Origin of the sequence: Thermomonas sp. (genome assembly GCF_035369645.1) — a bacterium.
In the GTDB taxonomy this organism is placed as follows: domain Bacteria; phylum Pseudomonadota; class Gammaproteobacteria; order Xanthomonadales; family Xanthomonadaceae; genus Thermomonas.
Genome location: NZ_DAOOUM010000017.1, coordinates 1 through 16,838 on the forward strand (window position 1 = coordinate 1; position 16,838 = coordinate 16,838).

Consider the following 16,838-nt stretch of genomic DNA (forward strand, 5'->3'; position numbering starts at 1 on the left):
CATGAAATCGGCGCGCTGGAATCAGACGCACGCGGTGCCGATGCGCGTGCGGCGCGTGCGCGTGCCGACCGCATCGCCGACCCCACACTGGGTTTGCGCCGCTTGCGTGAGCGTGGTGGTGCCGAACAGGTCAACGGCGTGGTCTTGAGCTTCCCCTTGGGTGGGCGTTATCGCAGCGCACTGGCGGCTGCCGAAAGTGCCAATGCGGCGGCACTGCACGGCGATGCCGCTGCGATGCGACGCGACATTCAGCATGAGGCGGTGCTTACCGTGACCAGTGCGACCCGGTTGTCTTCGCAGTGGCAGGCACAGCGGGACGCGCTTACCGCCAGCGAGGCGGCACTGAAGCGGGTCAAGCGCGGCTGGGAACTGGGCGAAATTGCATTGTCGGAATGGCTGTTGGTGCAGCGCCAACACAACCAGATCGTCGGCTTGGAGGCCACTGCCCGCGCCGATGCCGAGCAAGCAAGACTGCGCGTATTGGTGGATGCGCATGATATTTGGCACGATGAATAAGTATGCGCATCTACAATGTCAATTCACGGAATTTCTCGATTGCCGCACATGCAACTTGAACACCACCACCATCATGAACCTCATCGTAGTCAGCACAGTGGCTGGCTACGCGCCGCTGTGCTGGGTGCCAATGACGGGCTGATTTCCACCAGCAGCTTGATGTTGGGGATGGTCACCGCGCATGCCGCACCTGCCACCATTTTGTTGTCGGGGATTGCGGGGCTGGCGGCGGGCGCATTGTCGATGGCGGCGGGCGAATACGTCTCAGTCAGTTCACAGGCGGATGCCGAACATGCCGACATCCGCATTGAACGAGAAGCCCTGCGTGAGCATCCGGAAGCCGAGCTACACGAGCTCACCCAAATTTATATGCAGCGTGGCCTTGAGCCAGTCTTGGCACGGCAAGTGGCCGAGCAACTGACCGCCCACGACGACTTGGCGGCGCATTTGCGCGATGAAGTGGGTATTCACGACATGCAGCGTGCGCGCCCGGTGCAGGCGGCGTTGGCATCGGCTGGCTCGTTCACCGTGGGGGCCCTGCCGCCAGTGCTGTTGGCGTGGCTGTGGCAGGGTGAAGGCCTGAGTCTTGCCATCGTCATCAGCACCTCGATCTTGCTGGCGGTACTTGGCTATGTAGCCGAGCGCGTGGCCGGTGGCGGTGGCTTCAAGGGGGCGTTGCGGGTTCTGCTGTGGGGCAGCTTGGCGCAGGCGGCGACGGCCCTGATTGGCTGGGCATTTGGGGTCAGTGCGGGTTGAGTTGTCGCAGGTGGTGCGACAGCCACTGGCTACACTAGGCAGATGGACACCAACACCTTGCTGTTGTTACTGGTTCTGATGGCCGCACTGGTCATCATCGCCTTATTGTTGCTGCGCCGCCCGGAAGAGCGCATCAACACGCTCTTGCGTGAAGAACAGCGCACTGGCCGCGAGGAGTTGCGCGGTCAATTGGATAGCTTTGCCTTGCAACAAGGCCAGCGCAGCGATGGCTTTGGCGGGCAGTTGCAGGCGGTGGCCGCACGCACCGATGCGCGGCTGGACGATCTCACTGCGCGCACCGATGCCCGGCTCGATGACTTGCGCGCCGCGTTGACCGAAGACGCCCGCAAGGCGCGGCTGGAACACGCAGAACAGCAGCAGCGCCATGCCGATGCATTGGGCAGCAAACTCAGTGAGCTGACCCAACGCAATGAAGCACGCATCGGCGAGATGCGCGCCACCTTGGAGCAGCAGCTGCAATCCCTGCAAGCCGATAACGCGCAAAAGCTCGAACAAATGCGCGCCACCGTGGATGAAAAATTGCACGCCACGCTGGAAACCCGGCTCACCGAAAGCTTCGGCAATGTCACCCAAATGTTGTCGCAGGTGCATCAAGGCTTGGGAGACATGAATAAATTGGCCACCGATGTGGGCGGCTTGCAGCGCTTGCTGACCAATGTGAAGTCGCGCGGCATCTTTGGTGAAGTGCAGTTGGCGGGTTTGCTGGAGCAGGTGTTTGCGCCGGATCAGTACGCCAGCAATGTGGCGACGATCCCCGGCAGCAGCGAGCGGGTGGAATTTGCGGTGCGCTTCCCCGGCAGCAGTGATGATGGCGTGGTGTGGCTGCCGATCGACGCCAAATTCCCGCGGGAAGACTACGAGCGCTTGCTGGACGCACAAGAGCAAGCCGATGCGGAGTCCGCGCGTGCCGCTGGCGATGCGCTAGAGCGCCGTGTGCGCGACGAGGCCAAGCGCATCCGCAGCAAATACGTGGCACCACCGCACACCACCGAATTTGCGGTGCTATTTTTGCCCACCGAAGGCTTGTACGCCGAAGTGCTGCGCCGCCCCGGCCTGTTTGAAGCCTTGCAGCGCGAGCAACGCATTACCGTGGCTGGTCCCACCACACTGCTGGCCTTGCTGACCAGTTTGCAGGTGGGGTTTCGTACTGTGGCGATCGAAAAACGCTCGGCCGAGGTCTGGCGCATTTTGGAAAAAGCCAAAACCGAGTTCGGTAAGTTTGGCGATGTGTTGGACAAAGTCAAAGACAAGCTCGATCAAGCCAGCAAACAGATCGAGCACACCGGCGTGCGTACGCGCGCCATCGAACGCAGTCTGCGTGAAGTGGAAACCACCGCAGATGCCGAGTCTGTACAGCTTTCCGAGCACATGCCATCCGCGGGGCAGGCGCTCACCTGAGCCTACCCGCGCCGCTTATTTGTGCTTGCTCGACGGCTCTGGTGGTGCGTCCAGCAAATACGCCGGCAAGGGTTCATTGCCTTGGTCGTGCAGGCTGCGATCGGCGTCGAGTAAATATTGCCGCCGCGCTAGCCAGGCATCGCGGGTCAGCACGTAATCATCGGGCGCGTTTTCACGCATCACATCCAGCGGCAATAAGCCGGCACGCACATCCACCACACGTAGCGCTTGCAACGCCAGTTTTGTAGATGCGTCTTGTACGTAGCTCAAAGGTGAGAACAACAAATCACCGGTACTTCCCACACCATCGCGCAGCGTGCGCGGGCCGAGGAAGGGGACTTCTAGGTAACGTGAATGTCGCCAGCCCCAGCGCGCTAAGGTGCGACCAAAATCGGCACTGTGGCGATGCATCTTCAAGGCTTTGGTGGCGGGGTCGAACAGCCCGGCAATGCCCACCGTGGAGTTGACGATAAACCGGCCCAGCGCTTCAAACGCCTGCGAGGGGCGGCCTTGTAGCAACAAATTGCCAAATGCCAGCGGCGTGATCAGGTTGTCGTAAAAATTACTGACCCCGGTGCGTAGCGGCTGCGGCACCACCTTCACATAACCACGTGCCAAAGGCCGCGCAAACAGGCGATCCACACCGGTATTGAAGGCGTGCACCTTGCGGTTCATGTGCTCCCATGGATCTTGCGCGGCGTAGATATCACCATTGTCATCGCCTGTGGCGCTGGTGCCGCTGCCGTAAATTGCGGCGTAGTCGTCTTGTGGCGTGCTGCTATCGGCAGTGGCGGATGTCGTCGCGGTTGCATCCGCTGTGGTGGTAGGGGGTTCTGTTGCTACCGCTGCGGTGGATGCTGGTGTTGTGGTATCGGACGTTACGACTTCGGATGTGGTGACCGTGTCCAGCGCTGGGGTGACCAACTGCGCTTGGCTGTGGTGTTGCGGTTGGCTAGCGCAGCCCACCGCCAGCAGCAGGGGCAGCAAGGTGGGTACGATGCGAAAGCGGGTCATGACGGCAGTCCGGGATGTTGTCTGGAACGGCGGGCCTCAGCGCCCACGCGGTGCGCTGGGTGCTTGCGTGCCTTTTTGCAGGTCAGCAGCCACTTGTGCAATCGTGCGCTGGCGCAACGGGGTATCAAATTGGGTGCGGAAGGTTTGCACGTAAGACACACCTTCAATCATCACGTCGAAAATTTTCCAGCCGCCACTATTGCGCAGTAAATAATCCACGGGCACCGGTGCGCCATTGCTGCGCCGCAGTTCGGTGGACACGCGCACGCCACGGTTACCTGGCAGTGGTGTTTCGGACTTCAATACCAATTGCGGCTTGCCTTCAAAATCCAGTAGGGCGCTGCCATAGCGTTGCATCAAATTGGCAGTCAGCGCATCAGCAAACAGTTGGATGTCAGCGTCGCTGGCACCACGCGCATGCACGCCTAGCACCAAGCGTGCGGCGTAATCGCTATCGAAATGGGTGCGCAGCTCGCTGTTGACGAAACTGCGCAGCGCCGCCGGGTCTTTGCGGAACTCCGCGCGCCGTTGTTGCAAGGTGGTCAAGATGCGGTTGCCGTTGGCCAGCACCTGCGTGCCGGCAGTCGCGGTGGCTGGTTGCGCCACTACCGTGGCCGGAGTGGCGGCCAGCAGCGGTGTGGCCAAGGCCAGTACAAATGCAAAGAGTTGCGACTTCATGGGGCAGTATCCTTGTGGGCCGGAGTGTCGGGGCTGGTTGCCGCAGGTGTGCTGGCTGTGCCGCCGCCGAACATGTATTTGCCGGCCAGTTGAATGAGATCCACCGCCGGTTGGGTGTAGGCGATTTCTTCGCCGGGCTTGAGGTTGCTGGGGTCGCCGCCGGGTTGCAGGCCAATATAGCTATCGCCCAGCAAACCACTGGTGAAGATGCCGGCCGAAGTGTCGGCAGGCAGTGGGTAACGCCGGTCGATGTCGAGGGTGACGATGGCATCGAAGCGAGTGGGGTCAAGTTGGATGCTGGCCACCCGACCCACCGCCACGCCACCAATACGTACCGGTGCTTGCAGGCGCAATTGGCCAATCGAGGTAAACCGCGCTTTCAGTGGGTAACTGGCTGCGGCATTGCCAAATTGGTGATTGGTGGAGGCAAACGCCAGCACCAGCAAAGATGCCAGCGCCAGTAGTAAAAATGCACCCACCGCAAATTCAAGTCTGGGGCCACGCAGTGCCATCGACATTTCCTTCAGTTGAACAACAAAGCAGACAGCACGAAATTGAGCATCAGCACCAAAAGTGAGGCGTTGACCACGGCGCGGGTGGTGGCCACCGAGGTGCCTTCGATGGTGGGCTCGGCATGAAAGCCGGCCTGTGCCGCCACCAGTGCCGCGGTGCCACCAAACACCGCCGATTTCAGCAGCGCCACGCCAAAATCATCCCAGGCATCCACGCTGTGTTGCAGCGAAGACCAGAAGGTGCCGTTATCGATCCGCAACATTTGCACCGCCTCAAACCAGCTGGCGGCAATCGCCAGTGAGCAGAAAAACCCGGTGAGGAGTGGCACGCACAATACTGCCGCCCAAAAGCGTGGAGCGACGGCTTTGGCAATCGGGTCGATCGCCATTAGTTCTAGTGCTTTGATCTGATCGGTGGCGCGCATCAGGCCGAGTTCCGCGGCGATCGAGCTACCCGCGCGACCGATGAATAACAAGGCGGTAAGCACCGGCCCCAATTCCCGATATAGCGACAAGCCGAGCAAGGTGGACAGTGCATCGGTGGCACCAAATGTCGTCAGTGTGCGGTAGCCCTGCAAGGTCAGCACCAAGCCGACAAAGGCCCCGCCCACGGCAATGATCGGTAGTGAGCGCGCACCGACTTTGTAGATTTCTTTCACCAGTTCGGCAAGAAAATCACGCGTTGGCGTGGAGGCACGCAGCACCGAAAGCGAAAACAGCCCGGCGCGGCCCAGCGCCTGAAGTGGAAGTGCAAGTGAGGACATCAGGCGGCCTGCTGGGTGGGCGTGCTTGCGAACGCGATCGGGCCGTCTGGATCGCCACGCAGGAATTGCTGGATCAGCGGGTTGGTGCTGGCCTGCAAAGCCTCCGGGCTGCCATCAAACAGCACCGTGCCGTTGGCGATGACCACGGCGTGGTCGCACATCGGCAGGGTTTCGCGCACATGGTGACTGACGACGATGCAGGTCAGGCCCAGCTCTTGGTTGAGCTGGCGCAGCAAGCGCATGATCACTGCCGAGGCGATCGGGTCTAGCCCGGTCAGTGGCTCATCGCACAGCAGTAGGGGCGGGTCTAGCGCAATGGCGCGTGCCAGCGCGGCACGCCTTGCCATGCCGCCGGAAAGTTCACGCGGGTAAAGATCCGCCGCGTCGGCAAGGCCCACCGCTGCCAATTTTTCCAGTACCCGTTGCTGCCGCTGGCTGGCGGTCAGCCGGGTATGTGCTTGCAGTGGCAGGGCGACGTTCTCGGCCACGGTCAAATCAGTGAGCAGGCCATTGCCTTGCAGCAGTACGCCCAAGCCCTTGCGCATCGCCAACAGACCGCGTGCGCTGCGTGGCACGTCGTGGCCAAACACCTGCACGTGACCCGCCGCTGGCACCAGTTCACCGGTCATGGCGGCCAACAAGGTGGATTTACCGGTTCCCGAAGGGCCCAGCACGGTGGTCATACTGCCACTGGGGATGGCCAAATTCAGGTCGCGCAAAATCGTACGCCCACCGCGATCAAGGCGGACAGACGACAGGGACACGGCGGTGGCGGGGGCAGAGGGCATAGAAATAGGGAAACACGTGCAGCCGAGTCTTAAGAATGCGTAAAACCTGCTGAACCAAACCGAAAGGCAGTACTGTACAGTTTAATAATTATGGCACGACCCGCCACAAAACGCTGCGTCACGGTCTTGCGTGGTGTCGCAGCAGATGCGACGGCGCTTGGGCATCATGGGGCATGGCCACTGACTTCCGCCTTTACCATTCCAATGCCCTCGACCTACTGGCCGAGCTACTTGCCGACACCCTGCGGCAACCTGCAACCAGCACAGACAGCTTGCTGACGCCAGACACCATCTTGATCCCACAAGTGGCCATGCGGCGCTGGCTGCAAGCCACGCTGGCGCAAAAATTTGGGGTGGCAGCAAATTTGCACTTCCTTACCCCTGGCGAGTTTGTGGCGCAGGCCTTGGCCGCCAATGTGGGGCCAAGTCACGATGATCTGGATATGGATACCCTGCACTGGCGTGTGTATGCCGCGCTGGGCGACGCCGCGTTGCTGGCGCAGCCGGCGCTGGCGGCCATTGCGCGGCACCTTGCCGCCGGTGATGCAGTGCGGCGCTGGGCCTTGGCAGGGGAATTGGCGAACAGCTTCAACAAATACGCGGCATGGCGGCGCGACTGGTTGCTGCATTGGGAGGAGGGAGCCGAGAGCAACGACGCGCAGGCCATCCTGTGGCGGGCAGTGGCGATGGGGCGGCAGCATCGTGCGCGCCGCATCGGCGACTATCTGGGCACATTTGCCAACACCAATGCCCTACCCTGCGGCCTGCCCACACGCCTGTTTGCCTTCGCCACTCTCAATGTGTCGCCGGATGTGCTGCGGGTGATGGCCACACAAGCCAAAGTAGGCACGCTGCACTTTTATCTACCCACTCCCAGTCGCGAGTACTGGGGTGATTTACGCAGTCTGGGCGCGCGTCTGCACGCGGGCGAGGATCCGTTTGCAGATGCCGATGAAAACCCATTGCTGCGCGATTGCGGCGCGGCCGGCAAAGACTTCATGGCGTTGCTGGGTAGCTATGAGGCGGTACACCCCTCGGCGGAGGTGACGGCCTATGCCGATCCGGACCCCCATGACCCGGCCAAACCCACCACGCTGCTGCGGCAGATGCAGTCAGATGTGTATCACCGGCGTGCGGTGGTGCCTGAGCGGCAGCGGCAACGTGTGGATTACGCTGATCCCAGCCTGCAATTTCACGCCTGCCATACCCGCCTGCGCGAGGTGCAGGTGTTGCATGACCAATTGCGCGCGCTGCTGGATGATACGCGCTTCGAGCCACCGCTACAGCCGCGTGATATTGCCGTGCTGGCGCCCGATATCGACGCTTATGCGCCGTATCTGGACGCGGTCTTCAATGGTGATGCGCAAGGCGGGCGTATTCCCTATGCCATTGCCGATACCAGCCCGCTGCAAAGTGAGCCACTGGTGGCGGTGTTCTTGCGTTTGCTGGCGCTGCCCAGTGCGCGGTTTGGTTTGGAGGAAACCCTCGACCTCTTGGCCAGCCCGCCACTGGCCGCGGCGGCGGGATTACAGCCGACGGATTTCGAACATCTGCACACTTGGCTGCACGCCGCCGGCGCACGCTGGGGGTGGGATGCGGCCCAGCGTGCGCGCAGCGGTGCACCCGAGGAAGCCAGCTTCACTTGGCAATTTGCATTGGATCGTCTGCTGCTGGGGCTGGCCAGCGGCAGCGAGGCGCTGATTGCCGGGGTCGCCCCGTGGCCGCAATGGGAAGGCAGCGCGGTTACCACGCTAGATCGCCTGCTGCGGCAATTGCAGATCTTGGCGCACTATGAACAAGCATTGCGCACGCCCGCCACCCCCGAACAATGGCGCGAGCGCTTGCTGGGCCTTCTGCAAGCCTTGTTGCCGCAAGCCCCGGCCGAGCGCCGTGACCTGCGCGCATTGGACAGGCTGCGCAATGCCATTACCGACTTTGCCCAACATGCCGCACGTGCCGAGGTGGAGCTGCTGGTGCCGATCGCGGTGGTGCAGGCGTATTTCACCCAGGTATTGAGCGCGGCCGACACCCGCGCGCCGCTACTGACCGGCGGGGTCAGCGTGGCGCGGATGGTACCGATGCGCTTGTTGCCGTTTCGGGTGATTTGCCTATTGGGAATGAATGATGGCGAGTTCCCACGCAGCGACCCCAGCGCTGGCTTGAACAAATTGACGGCCGAGATGAGTGCCGGCAAGCGCAATTACGGGGATCGCAGCACCCGCGACGATGATCGGTTTTTATTTCTGCAATTGTTCGCTGCGGCACAAGACGTGTTCTACCTCAGCTGGCAAGGCAAAGACCCACGGGACGGCAGTACACGTGAGCCCTCGGTATTGGTGGATGAATTGTTGGCCGTCACCGGCAGCTATCACGCCGGTGCTGCCGAAGGTAATTCCATTGGCTTCCAGCATCTGGTGCTTGCACATGCATTGCAGCCGTTCTCGCCGGAAGCTTTCGGCAACCCGGATGATCCGCGCGTCTTTAGTTATCGTGCCAATTGGCAACCCGCCGCGCAGCGGCCAGAGGCCCCGCGCCAATCGCTGCCCATCTGGTTGCCCGAACACGCCCCATTGGCGCGTGTGGATGCATCGGAAACAGCACTATCCCTGACCCGCTTGCAACAGTTTTTCAAAGCACCGGCCAAACAGTTTTTGCGCCAACGGCTGGCCCTGCGACAGCCCGAGATCGACGCCGCCGGCGAGGATGTCGAGCCCTTGCAAGTACCGCAACATGGTCTCGACAAACACGCCTTGCAGCAGGCTGTCTGTGCGGCTTTGCTGACCGGAGAGACGGCCGCCGTCATGTTGCCGCGCTTGCGTGCACAGGCGCTACTGCCGGCCGGTCCTTTGGGCGAGCAAGGCTTGGATGCGGTTGTGCAAAGAGTGCGGCCCTATGTGGACGCCCTGCGTCATTGGCAGGCAGGGCAAGCCGCACGCACAGAAACGCTGACATGCGATATCGACGGCCTGCGCCTACACGGTAGCCTGCACGGCATCTATCCGCACGGCATCGCACGACTGCAGTTTGGGGAACGCAACGGGCCATCGGTTTTGCGTAGCGGCTTGGATTGGCTCTTGGCCTGTGCTGCTGGTCTTGCGTTGCCACTGATGGAGTTTTATGACGACAAGGCAGACGGCCTTGGCCCACACAGGCGTGCGCCGGTACCACAGGACGTTGCGATAGCCGCCTTGCGTACGCTGCTTGCAGTGCGCCAGCAAGGTCTGCAAGCGCCACTGCTGTTTGCACCGTATAGCAGCTGGGCGCTATTTGAGGCCGAGGATGTGGAGAAAGGATTGAAGCGTGCAGTAAACAAATGGCGCGGCAGCGAGCGTAGCTGGGCGGAAGGTCGTGATGCGGCATATCAACTGGCCTTGCGCGGGCAAGATCCGTTTTCCAGCCATGCCCGCATGGCCGACTTTGCATGCCTTAGCGGCAGCATTTTTGGGCTGTTGACCGAGGCGCAAAGTAAAGAGATCGAGGTGGGTACGCTGGATGTACCCGAAGCCGAGAGTGAGGACGAGGAAGGTGCCGCATGAGTGACGCTGATGACCCCTATCTGAGCCTCTGTCTTCGCGGTGTGCATCTGATCGAAGCCAGTGCAGGTACCGGCAAGACCTTCACCTTGGCCACCTTGGTGACCCGCTTGGTGGTGGAGCAAGGCTTGCGGATCGGTCAAATTTTGACCGTCACCTATACCGAAGCGGCGACCCAGGAGTTGCGCAAACGCATCCGTGAACGCCTGCAATTGGCACTGGATGTCTTTGACCACCTGGATGCGGCGTATGAAAAACCCGCACAGGCGCTTTGCCAACACATCATCCAAACCTATCTAGACGCACAAGCCGCGCGTGATGATGGGCAAGGCGAGTCTGCCGCAGCCTTGCGGCGGCGCTTGCAACAAGCGGTATTGGAAATTGATCTGGCCGCGATCTTCACCATTCACGGGTTTTGCGCGCGCGTACTGCGCGAGCATGCGCTGGACACTGATACCGGTTTTGCTGCCGCGCAGCTCCTGACCAGTGACCGTGCATTGCGCGAAGACGTGGCCGCCGATGTGTGGCGGATATGCGCACAGCAGCCGGATGCAGCGGAGGATCTGCAAGCCTTGTGGCACGACCGTCATGCGCTGGCAGACGACTTGCGAAGCTTGCTTCCCAACGTGACGTTGTTGCCAGCGGCGGTAACGCTGCCTCCAGAGCCAGAACCTGCATTGCAACTGGCAGCGCAAGCATTGATGACAGCCGTAAGTCTGCATGGTGCGGAACTGCATGCCGCCATGCTGGCAGCGGTAATCAAAAAATGGTTGAGCGGCAAAAGCTACAAACAAGTTTGGATCGATGATTTGTTTGCGAAGTTGCATCAGTGGGCGCAGGTAGGGAATGTGCGGCAGCGGTTCGAGCACGCCAAACTCAATCATCTTCGCATCGATGTCATGCAAGAGAATGCGAATACTGCCGGCATCGGTAAAACGCCTGAGTCACCACTGTGCCTTGCGGTTGCCGGCTATATCGATGCATTGGCAGCGTGCCATGCCTGGCGACAGTACCGGCAGATCAATTACTTGCACCAACTCCGCGCCGCTGCGCAAGCGCGACTGGCCACACTCAAACAGCAACGTCGCGTGCAAACCTACGATGACTTGATCGACAACGTGGCCGATGCGGTGCAGGTAGATCACAGCGGCGTGCTGGTGCAGCGGTTACGCGAGCAATATCGAGTGGCCTTGGTGGATGAATTCCAAGATACCGATGCACGCCAATGGGGTATCTTCAAACACGTGTTTGGCGCTGACAGTCAGGCCCCCGCACTGTTCTTGATTGGCGACCCCAAGCAAGCCATTTACGGGTTTCGTGGTGGCGATGTACACACGTATTTGCAAGCAAAACATGACAGTCGCGAGGCCCCCACGCTGACCCACAACTTCCGTTCGAGGCCGGCCGTCTTACGTGCACTGGCGCACTTGTATCAAGGCGCCAACAATCCTTTTTTGGATGAAAAGATCACCATTACCGCCATTCAACCCGGCGCGGGACGGCACGATGCAGACTACGTGCGTGACAACCAAAACGCGCCAGCATTGACGTTGTGGCAAGCGCCGGACAGTGGCAAATTCACAGCCAAAGGAGTAGCGAAGGCGTGGACGGCGACCGCTTCGCGCGAGCAGGCTACGGCTGCGTGTGTTGCCGCCATCCATGGTGTCTTGCAAGATGCCAGCCGGGGGCAAGCCACGCTGCAAGGCCAGCGCGTGCAGCCGGGGGATATTGCAGTACTGGTGCGTACCCACGCCGAGGCCACCCGCATCCAGCAGGCACTCGCGGTGGCGGGCATTCCTGCCGTGGCCGCCGGCAAGCGCAGCGTGTTCGCCACCGATGAGGCGTTGGACTTGCACACCTTGCTGCGGGCGTTGTCGCAGCCCGGCGATGATGGCCTGCTACGTGCGGCCATCAGCACGGTGCTGCTAGGTGAAGATGCCGCAAGCATTGCGGCACTGGATACCGACGCGGCGATGCATCGGCAATGGCAGCACCACGCAGACGGCTGGCGCAGTCGGCTGGCGCGCGGCGGCCCGTTGGCCTTGATCCAACAGTTGTGCGCGCAACAGGCCACACGCTTGTTGGCATTGCTGGATGGTGAGCGTCGGCTCAGCAATTACCTGCAATTGGCCGAATGCCTGCAACAGACGCAGGCCAATGTGCTGGGTCTGCAAGGCTTGGTGGATTGGTTATCGCAACAGATTGCCAATGCGGATAAAGACGATGAAGCGCAGTTGCTGCGGCTGGAATCAGACGCCAAGCGGGTGCAAATCGTCACCCTGCATAAATGCAAAGGCTTGCAATACCCCTTAGTGTTTTTGCCCTTTGTCGGTGTTGGCACAAATCCCCAAGATCCTGGACGCAACTGCAAAGTGCGCGATGCCCATGCACAGCCGCAGTTGTATTGGAAATCCGAATGTGACAAAGCAGGATGGGAAGCCGCCAAAGCAGCTTGGCGTGCAGAACAAGATGCAGAACGCGCACGCTTGCTGTACGTGGGCCTCACCCGTGCCGAACATGCGCTTTGGGTTGCAACCGGGCCATTTTTCAATCACGAAAAGACCGCGCTGGCACGCCTGCTCAATGCACTGCCTGACCCCAGCAATAGCGGTGACATCGTGCGTGACCACCGTGTGCCATCTGCGCAATTGCCAAGGCTTACTTTGCAGGCTGCGCCAGCGGTTACGCCGGCACGCATGGCGAACAGGCAAGTCCATAGCGATTGGTGGGTGCACAGTTTCAGTCAATTAGCGAATGCCGATGCCGGCAACAATGCCGGCAACGATGTCAGCAGCGCAGCCACGCAGGCGCTGCCTGGGGGGCACGATGAGATCAGTGCAGACATTGCGGCAAGCACCAGCAACGACGCACGCAAGGAGACGCATGGCAATGCGGTCTTTGACCCACGCTTTGCCGGTAATCGTTTTGGTGTCGCGTTGCATGCGGCATTTGAACATGTCGATTTTTCTGCGTGGCAAGACTGGCATGCAGGGCAGGCGGCACCCGCAGGCCAGGCGGCGATTATCGTCGATGCGTTGCGTGCGCAGGCCTATGCCAGCGGTGACATTGCCGACGGTGTGGCCTTATGCACACACTTGATTGGCAATACGCTGACGGTGGCGCTGCCGGAGGGTGTGCGCTTGTGTGACTTGCCGCGGCATGCGCATCGCGCCGAAATCGAATTTCAATTTGCGTTGCGCCCCACCCACGTGAATGACGTGCTGCGCTTGCTGCATCAACATGGCATCGTGCGTGACCGGCACGGCTTTGGTATGCGGCAACAATTGGAAGGGCTGATGACCGGCTTGATCGATCTCACCTATCAACATGCCGGCAAATGGTATGTGCTGGATTACAAATCCAATCAGCTCCCGGCCTACGATGGCACCGCTTTGCAGCAGGCGATGCAGCATGGCGAATACGACCTGCAAGCTGTGATTTACACCCTGGCACTACATCGTTGGCTGCGGTTCCGCTTGGGTGACAGGTATGCCTATACGCGTGACTTTGGTGGCATTCGCTATTTATTTTGTCGTGGGATCGATGCCGCGCAGGCATCGGAACAGGGCGTGTTTGCACACCAATTCCCAGTCGAATTGATTGCCGCACTGGATGCATTGTTCGGGCAGAGCGTAAACGAGGAGGCGGCATGAGCTTGTTGCAGGCACTCACGACGCAGGCCGTATTGCGTCCGGTGGACGCGGCGTTGGCCAACACCTTGCAGCGGCTGGCTCCGGCCACTCCCGACGCGGTGCTGGCGGCCGCTGCTTTGGCCACCCTGGCGGTGGCGCAAGGCCATGCCGCCTTGGATGTGGCACAGCCGCACCTGCTGACGGACGTGGCATTGGCATGGCCGGATGCGCAGGTATGGCAGCAGCAACTGGAGGCCTCGCCATGGGTGGCCACGCCTGATGCCACGGGCACCGCAGCCGACGCCGCGCCCTTGGTATTCGAGCACGGTCTGCTGTATCTGCGCCGCTACCGTGAATATGAGCGCAGGCTGGCTCTGCGCTTGCAACACTTGTCTGCGCAGCCATGCGGGGGTGCAGACGGTGCCAATGTGGATGCGTTGTTTGCACAGTTGTTCACGCAGCGTGGTGCGCCCGATGCGCAGGCGCAAGCCGCTGCGCTGGCATTGCGACATGCCTTGGTGCTGATCACCGGCGGCCCCGGCACCGGCAAGACCACCACCATCGCGCGGTTGTTGGTGTTGCGCATTGCGCAAGCCTTGCACGCCGGCAAGCCACTGCCGCGCATTGCCATGACCGCCCCCACCGGGCGTGCCGCCGAGCGCATGGCCGAGAGCCTGCAACGCGCGGTGCAGCAGATGCGTAATGCAGCGATCGATCCTGCGCTGTTGGCGGCGTTGCCAAGCACCGCCAGCACCTTGCATCGCTTGTTGGGGGTGATCCCGGAGGCGCCGCAATTTCGACACCATGCCGATAATCCATTGGCCTGCGACATTGTGGTGGTGGATGAGGCATCGATGGTGGACTTACCCTTGATGTGCAAACTTGCCGAGGCAGTGGCCGATGACGCGCAACTGATTTTGCTGGGCGACCCCGATCAATTGCCCTCGGTGGAAGCGGGTGATGTGCTGGCCAGCATCTTGCGCCTGCACGCAAACCGGGTGCACCTGACGCGCGGTTGGCGGCAAAGCGAAACCTTGCAACTGGCACCGCTGGCCGAGGCCATGCGTACGGGCGATGCCTCTGCCAGTTTGGCATTGCTGCGCGGTGGCGGGTTGTCCAATGTGCAGTTTCATGAAGATGCGCTTGATCCCCTGCACACCAGCGGTCTGGATTTGCTGGCGCATTTTCGCCAATTGGCCACAGCCAGCGACCCCGCCGCCGCGCTTGCCCAAATCAATCACGTTCGCCTGCTCACCGCCCTGCGCGATGGCCCGCAAGGTGCGCGCGGCTTGAATGCGCGGATCGAAGCGCAGCTCTTGGGGCAACGTGTTGGCCACGCGCCGGCATGGTTCCCGGGGCGCTTGGTCTTGATTACCGAAAACAATTATCGGCACAACTTATTCAATGGCGATGTGGGCATCTGTCTGCCCGATGCAGCGGGCCATGCTTGTGTCTGGTTTGCCAGCAGCGACGGTGTGCGCGGTTTTCACCCGGCCAGCTTGCCCGCACACGAGTCGGCGTTTGCCATGACCGTGCACAAGGCGCAGGGCAGCGAGTTTGATAGCGTGTACTTGCAGCTGCCCGCGCGTGATGCCCGCGTACTCTCGCGTGAGTTGCTGTACACCGCCATCACCCGCGCCCGCAAGGCGCTGCATATTGCCGGCAATGCCGCTGTTATCAGCACCGCACTGGCACGACATGCCAACCGGGTGTCGGGGTTGGCGGCGCGACTGGCTATGGTGCCGACGGCAGGTTAACGCCAGTGGCGCTTCAGGGTTTCGCGGAGACGAATATGCCGGCCAAATTCGTGCGCTTCTTTCAGCCGGCGGCTATGTGCAGCAAGCAGATCGCCACGGGTCAAGATACCAAGCAAGTGCTGCGGTGCTTGCGCATCCACGACTAGGACGCGGCCGATATTTTCGGCCACCATGTGGTCGGCGGCCTCACGCAATGAGTGCTGGGTGTGCACGACCACCGGAGCGCGCGTGAGTAGATCGCCAATGTGGGTTGTGTCGGGGTGTGCCGGGGCGAGTAAATCCCGTCGGGTGATGACGCCACGGACATGCGCTTGCGCATCCAGCACGGGGAAGCCTTGGTGTTGGTAGTCGGCATGGCCCGAATGGATGCGCCTGCGCACATCCCCCAACGTATCCGCACACCGCAGGGTCACCACATCACGGCTACAGGCATCGCCCACTGCGACTTGATCAAGAAAATCAGCGGCATAGTCACTGGGCACACGCACGCCGCGCCGTGCAATCTTCTCGGTCATGATGGTATTGCGCATCAGCAATGCCGAGATCAGATAGGCGGCGGTGCAACCGCCCAACAGCGGCAACAAACCATGCGCTTGCTGGGTGGTTTCAAACGCGAATACCACCGAGGTCAACAGCGCGCGTGAAGCCCCGGCAAAGATCGCGGCCATGCCCACCAGACCTGCAATCCGCGGGTCAATGCCCAACTGCGGTGCCAGTGCCACCATCGCAACGCCAGCCAATGCACCCAGCGCGCCACCGATGGTGAACAGCGGTGCCAAGGTGCCGCCGGAGGTGCCGCTGCCCAGCGCGATCGACCACGAAATGAACTTCATCACGCACAGGAACGCCAACGCGCCCGCTGCCAAGTGCCCGGCCACGATGTCTTCGATATTGCTGTAGCCCACCCCCAGCGTGCGCGGCGCAAAGTAGCCCACCACGCCCACTGCAATGCCGCCGATCGCCGGCCACCACATCCAGTGGATCGGCAAGCGTTCAAAGCCGTCTTCGATGGCGTACAGCACGCGCGTGACGCCCACGCTGACCAGCCCAATCGCCGCGCCCAACAGCACATACATCGCCAGTGCCGCCAAGCCCGGTTCGGCCACCGCCGGCATCGCAAACACCGGTGCACTGCCCACCGTGGCATAGCGCACACCGGCGGCTGCCACCGTGGCCAGCGCTACCGGCACCAGCGAGCGTGCGCGCAATTCGAACAACAACAACTCCACCGCCAACACCACGGCGGCCAGCGGCGAACCAAAGATCGCAGTCATGCCACCGGCGGCACCGGCGGCCAGCAGTACTTTGCGTTCATGGCCTGTCACATGCAGCATCTGGCCGATGAACGAGCCGAGTGCACCACCAGTCGCGATGATCGGGCCTTCGGCACCAAATGGCCCGCCAGTGCCGATGGCGACCGCCGACGAGATCGGTTTGAGGAAGGTGATCCGCGGCGGAATCCTGGATTC

11 protein-coding genes and 1 pseudogene are annotated in these 16,838 nt (G+C 61.4%); 6 read left to right on the plus strand and 6 right to left on the minus strand.

Going from position 1 to position 16,838, the window contains the following annotated elements:
- The 3 genes and pseudogenes from PK789_RS04920 to PK789_RS04930 form a co-directional block, all read left to right on the plus strand.
- A pseudogene (locus PK789_RS04920) lies at positions 1-516 on the plus strand (TolC family protein); the annotation flags it as partial.
- 48 nt (positions 517-564) lie between these two features.
- Positions 565-1,272 (plus strand): VIT1/CCC1 transporter family protein, encoded by a 708-nt coding sequence (locus tag PK789_RS04925; protein ID WP_324307427.1) that lies wholly within the window; start codon positions 565-567, stop codon positions 1,270-1,272.
- Positions 1,273-1,314: 42 nt separating this feature from the next.
- Entirely contained in the window at positions 1,315-2,691 is a 1,377-nt protein-coding gene (locus tag PK789_RS04930; protein ID WP_324307428.1) for a DNA recombination protein RmuC, read from the plus strand.
- 15 nt (positions 2,692-2,706) lie between these two features.
- Here the strand turns inward: PK789_RS04930 and PK789_RS04935 are convergent, their stop codons facing one another.
- From PK789_RS04935 to PK789_RS04955, 5 genes are read right to left on the minus strand one after another with little or no spacing between them, the layout of a single operon-like run.
- The gene (locus PK789_RS04935; RefSeq protein WP_324307429.1) at positions 2,707-3,705 is read right to left on the minus strand and encodes an MlaA family lipoprotein; all 999 of its coding nucleotides are present in this window, start codon (positions 3,703-3,705) and stop codon (positions 2,707-2,709) included.
- A gap of 36 nt (positions 3,706-3,741) precedes the next feature.
- Positions 3,742-4,383 (minus strand): MlaC/ttg2D family ABC transporter substrate-binding protein, encoded by a 642-nt coding sequence (locus PK789_RS04940; RefSeq protein WP_324307431.1) that lies wholly within the window; start codon positions 4,381-4,383, stop codon positions 3,742-3,744.
- Complete coding sequence (gene mlaD, locus PK789_RS04945; RefSeq protein WP_324307433.1) at positions 4,380-4,895, minus strand: outer membrane lipid asymmetry maintenance protein MlaD; 516 nt, start codon at positions 4,893-4,895, stop codon at positions 4,380-4,382. The genes PK789_RS04940 and mlaD overlap by 4 nt, the downstream gene beginning before the upstream one ends.
- Before the next feature lie 11 nt (positions 4,896-4,906).
- Entirely contained in the window at positions 4,907-5,659 is a 753-nt protein-coding gene (locus tag PK789_RS04950) for an MlaE family lipid ABC transporter permease subunit (protein WP_324307435.1), read from the minus strand.
- Positions 5,659-6,447 carry an ABC transporter ATP-binding protein gene (locus PK789_RS04955; RefSeq protein WP_324307437.1) on the minus strand — a complete coding sequence of 263 codons (789 nt, stop codon included), beginning with the start codon at positions 6,445-6,447 and terminating at the stop codon, positions 5,659-5,661. The genes PK789_RS04950 and PK789_RS04955 overlap by 1 nt, the downstream gene beginning before the upstream one ends.
- 173 nt (positions 6,448-6,620) lie before the next feature.
- Between PK789_RS04955 and recC the strand changes: the two genes are divergently transcribed.
- From recC to recD, 3 genes are read left to right on the plus strand one after another with little or no spacing between them, the layout of a single operon-like run.
- Positions 6,621-9,983 carry an exodeoxyribonuclease V subunit gamma gene (gene recC, locus PK789_RS04960; protein ID WP_324307438.1) on the plus strand — a complete coding sequence of 1,121 codons (3,363 nt, stop codon included), beginning with the start codon at positions 6,621-6,623 and terminating at the stop codon, positions 9,981-9,983.
- On the plus strand, positions 9,980-13,633 hold the full coding sequence (gene recB, locus PK789_RS04965; RefSeq protein ID WP_324307440.1) for an exodeoxyribonuclease V subunit beta: 3,654 nt from the start codon (positions 9,980-9,982) through the stop codon (positions 13,631-13,633). Before recC ends, recB begins: the two co-directional genes overlap by 4 nt.
- Positions 13,630-15,369, plus strand: a complete 1,740-nt coding sequence (gene recD, locus PK789_RS04970) for an exodeoxyribonuclease V subunit alpha (RefSeq protein ID WP_324307442.1) — start codon at positions 13,630-13,632, stop codon at positions 15,367-15,369. Before recB ends, recD begins: the two co-directional genes overlap by 4 nt.
- Here the strand turns inward: recD and PK789_RS04975 are convergent.
- Positions 15,366-16,838, minus strand: a 1,473-nt coding sequence (locus tag PK789_RS04975) for a chloride channel protein (RefSeq protein ID WP_324307443.1), incomplete at its 5' end; no start/stop codon positions are given. The genes recD and PK789_RS04975 overlap by 4 nt on opposite strands.

Bases quoted from the DNA above. Each gene is read 5' to 3' on its own strand.
- PK789_RS04925 (WP_324307427.1), top strand. From the start codon at position 565: ATGCAACTTGAACACCACCACCATCATGAACCTCATCGTAGTCAGCAC.
- PK789_RS04930 (WP_324307428.1), top strand. From the start codon at position 1,315: ATGGACACCAACACCTTGCTGTTGTTACTGGTTCTGATGGCCGCACTG.
- PK789_RS04935 (WP_324307429.1), bottom strand. From the start codon at position 3,705: ATGACCCGCTTTCGCATCGTACCCACCTTGCTGCCCCTGCTGCTGGCG.
- PK789_RS04940 (WP_324307431.1), bottom strand. From the start codon at position 4,383: ATGAAGTCGCAACTCTTTGCATTTGTACTGGCCTTGGCCACACCGCTG.
- mlaD (WP_324307433.1), bottom strand. From the start codon at position 4,895: ATGGCACTGCGTGGCCCCAGACTTGAATTTGCGGTGGGTGCATTTTTA.
- PK789_RS04950 (WP_324307435.1), bottom strand. From the start codon at position 5,659: ATGTCCTCACTTGCACTTCCACTTCAGGCGCTGGGCCGCGCCGGGCTG.
- PK789_RS04955 (WP_324307437.1), bottom strand. From the start codon at position 6,447: ATGCCCTCTGCCCCCGCCACCGCCGTGTCCCTGTCGTCTGTCCGCCTT.
- recC (WP_324307438.1), top strand. From the start codon at position 6,621: ATGGCCACTGACTTCCGCCTTTACCATTCCAATGCCCTCGACCTACTG.
- recB (WP_324307440.1), top strand. From the start codon at position 9,980: ATGAGTGACGCTGATGACCCCTATCTGAGCCTCTGTCTTCGCGGTGTG.
- recD (WP_324307442.1), top strand. From the start codon at position 13,630: ATGAGCTTGTTGCAGGCACTCACGACGCAGGCCGTATTGCGTCCGGTG.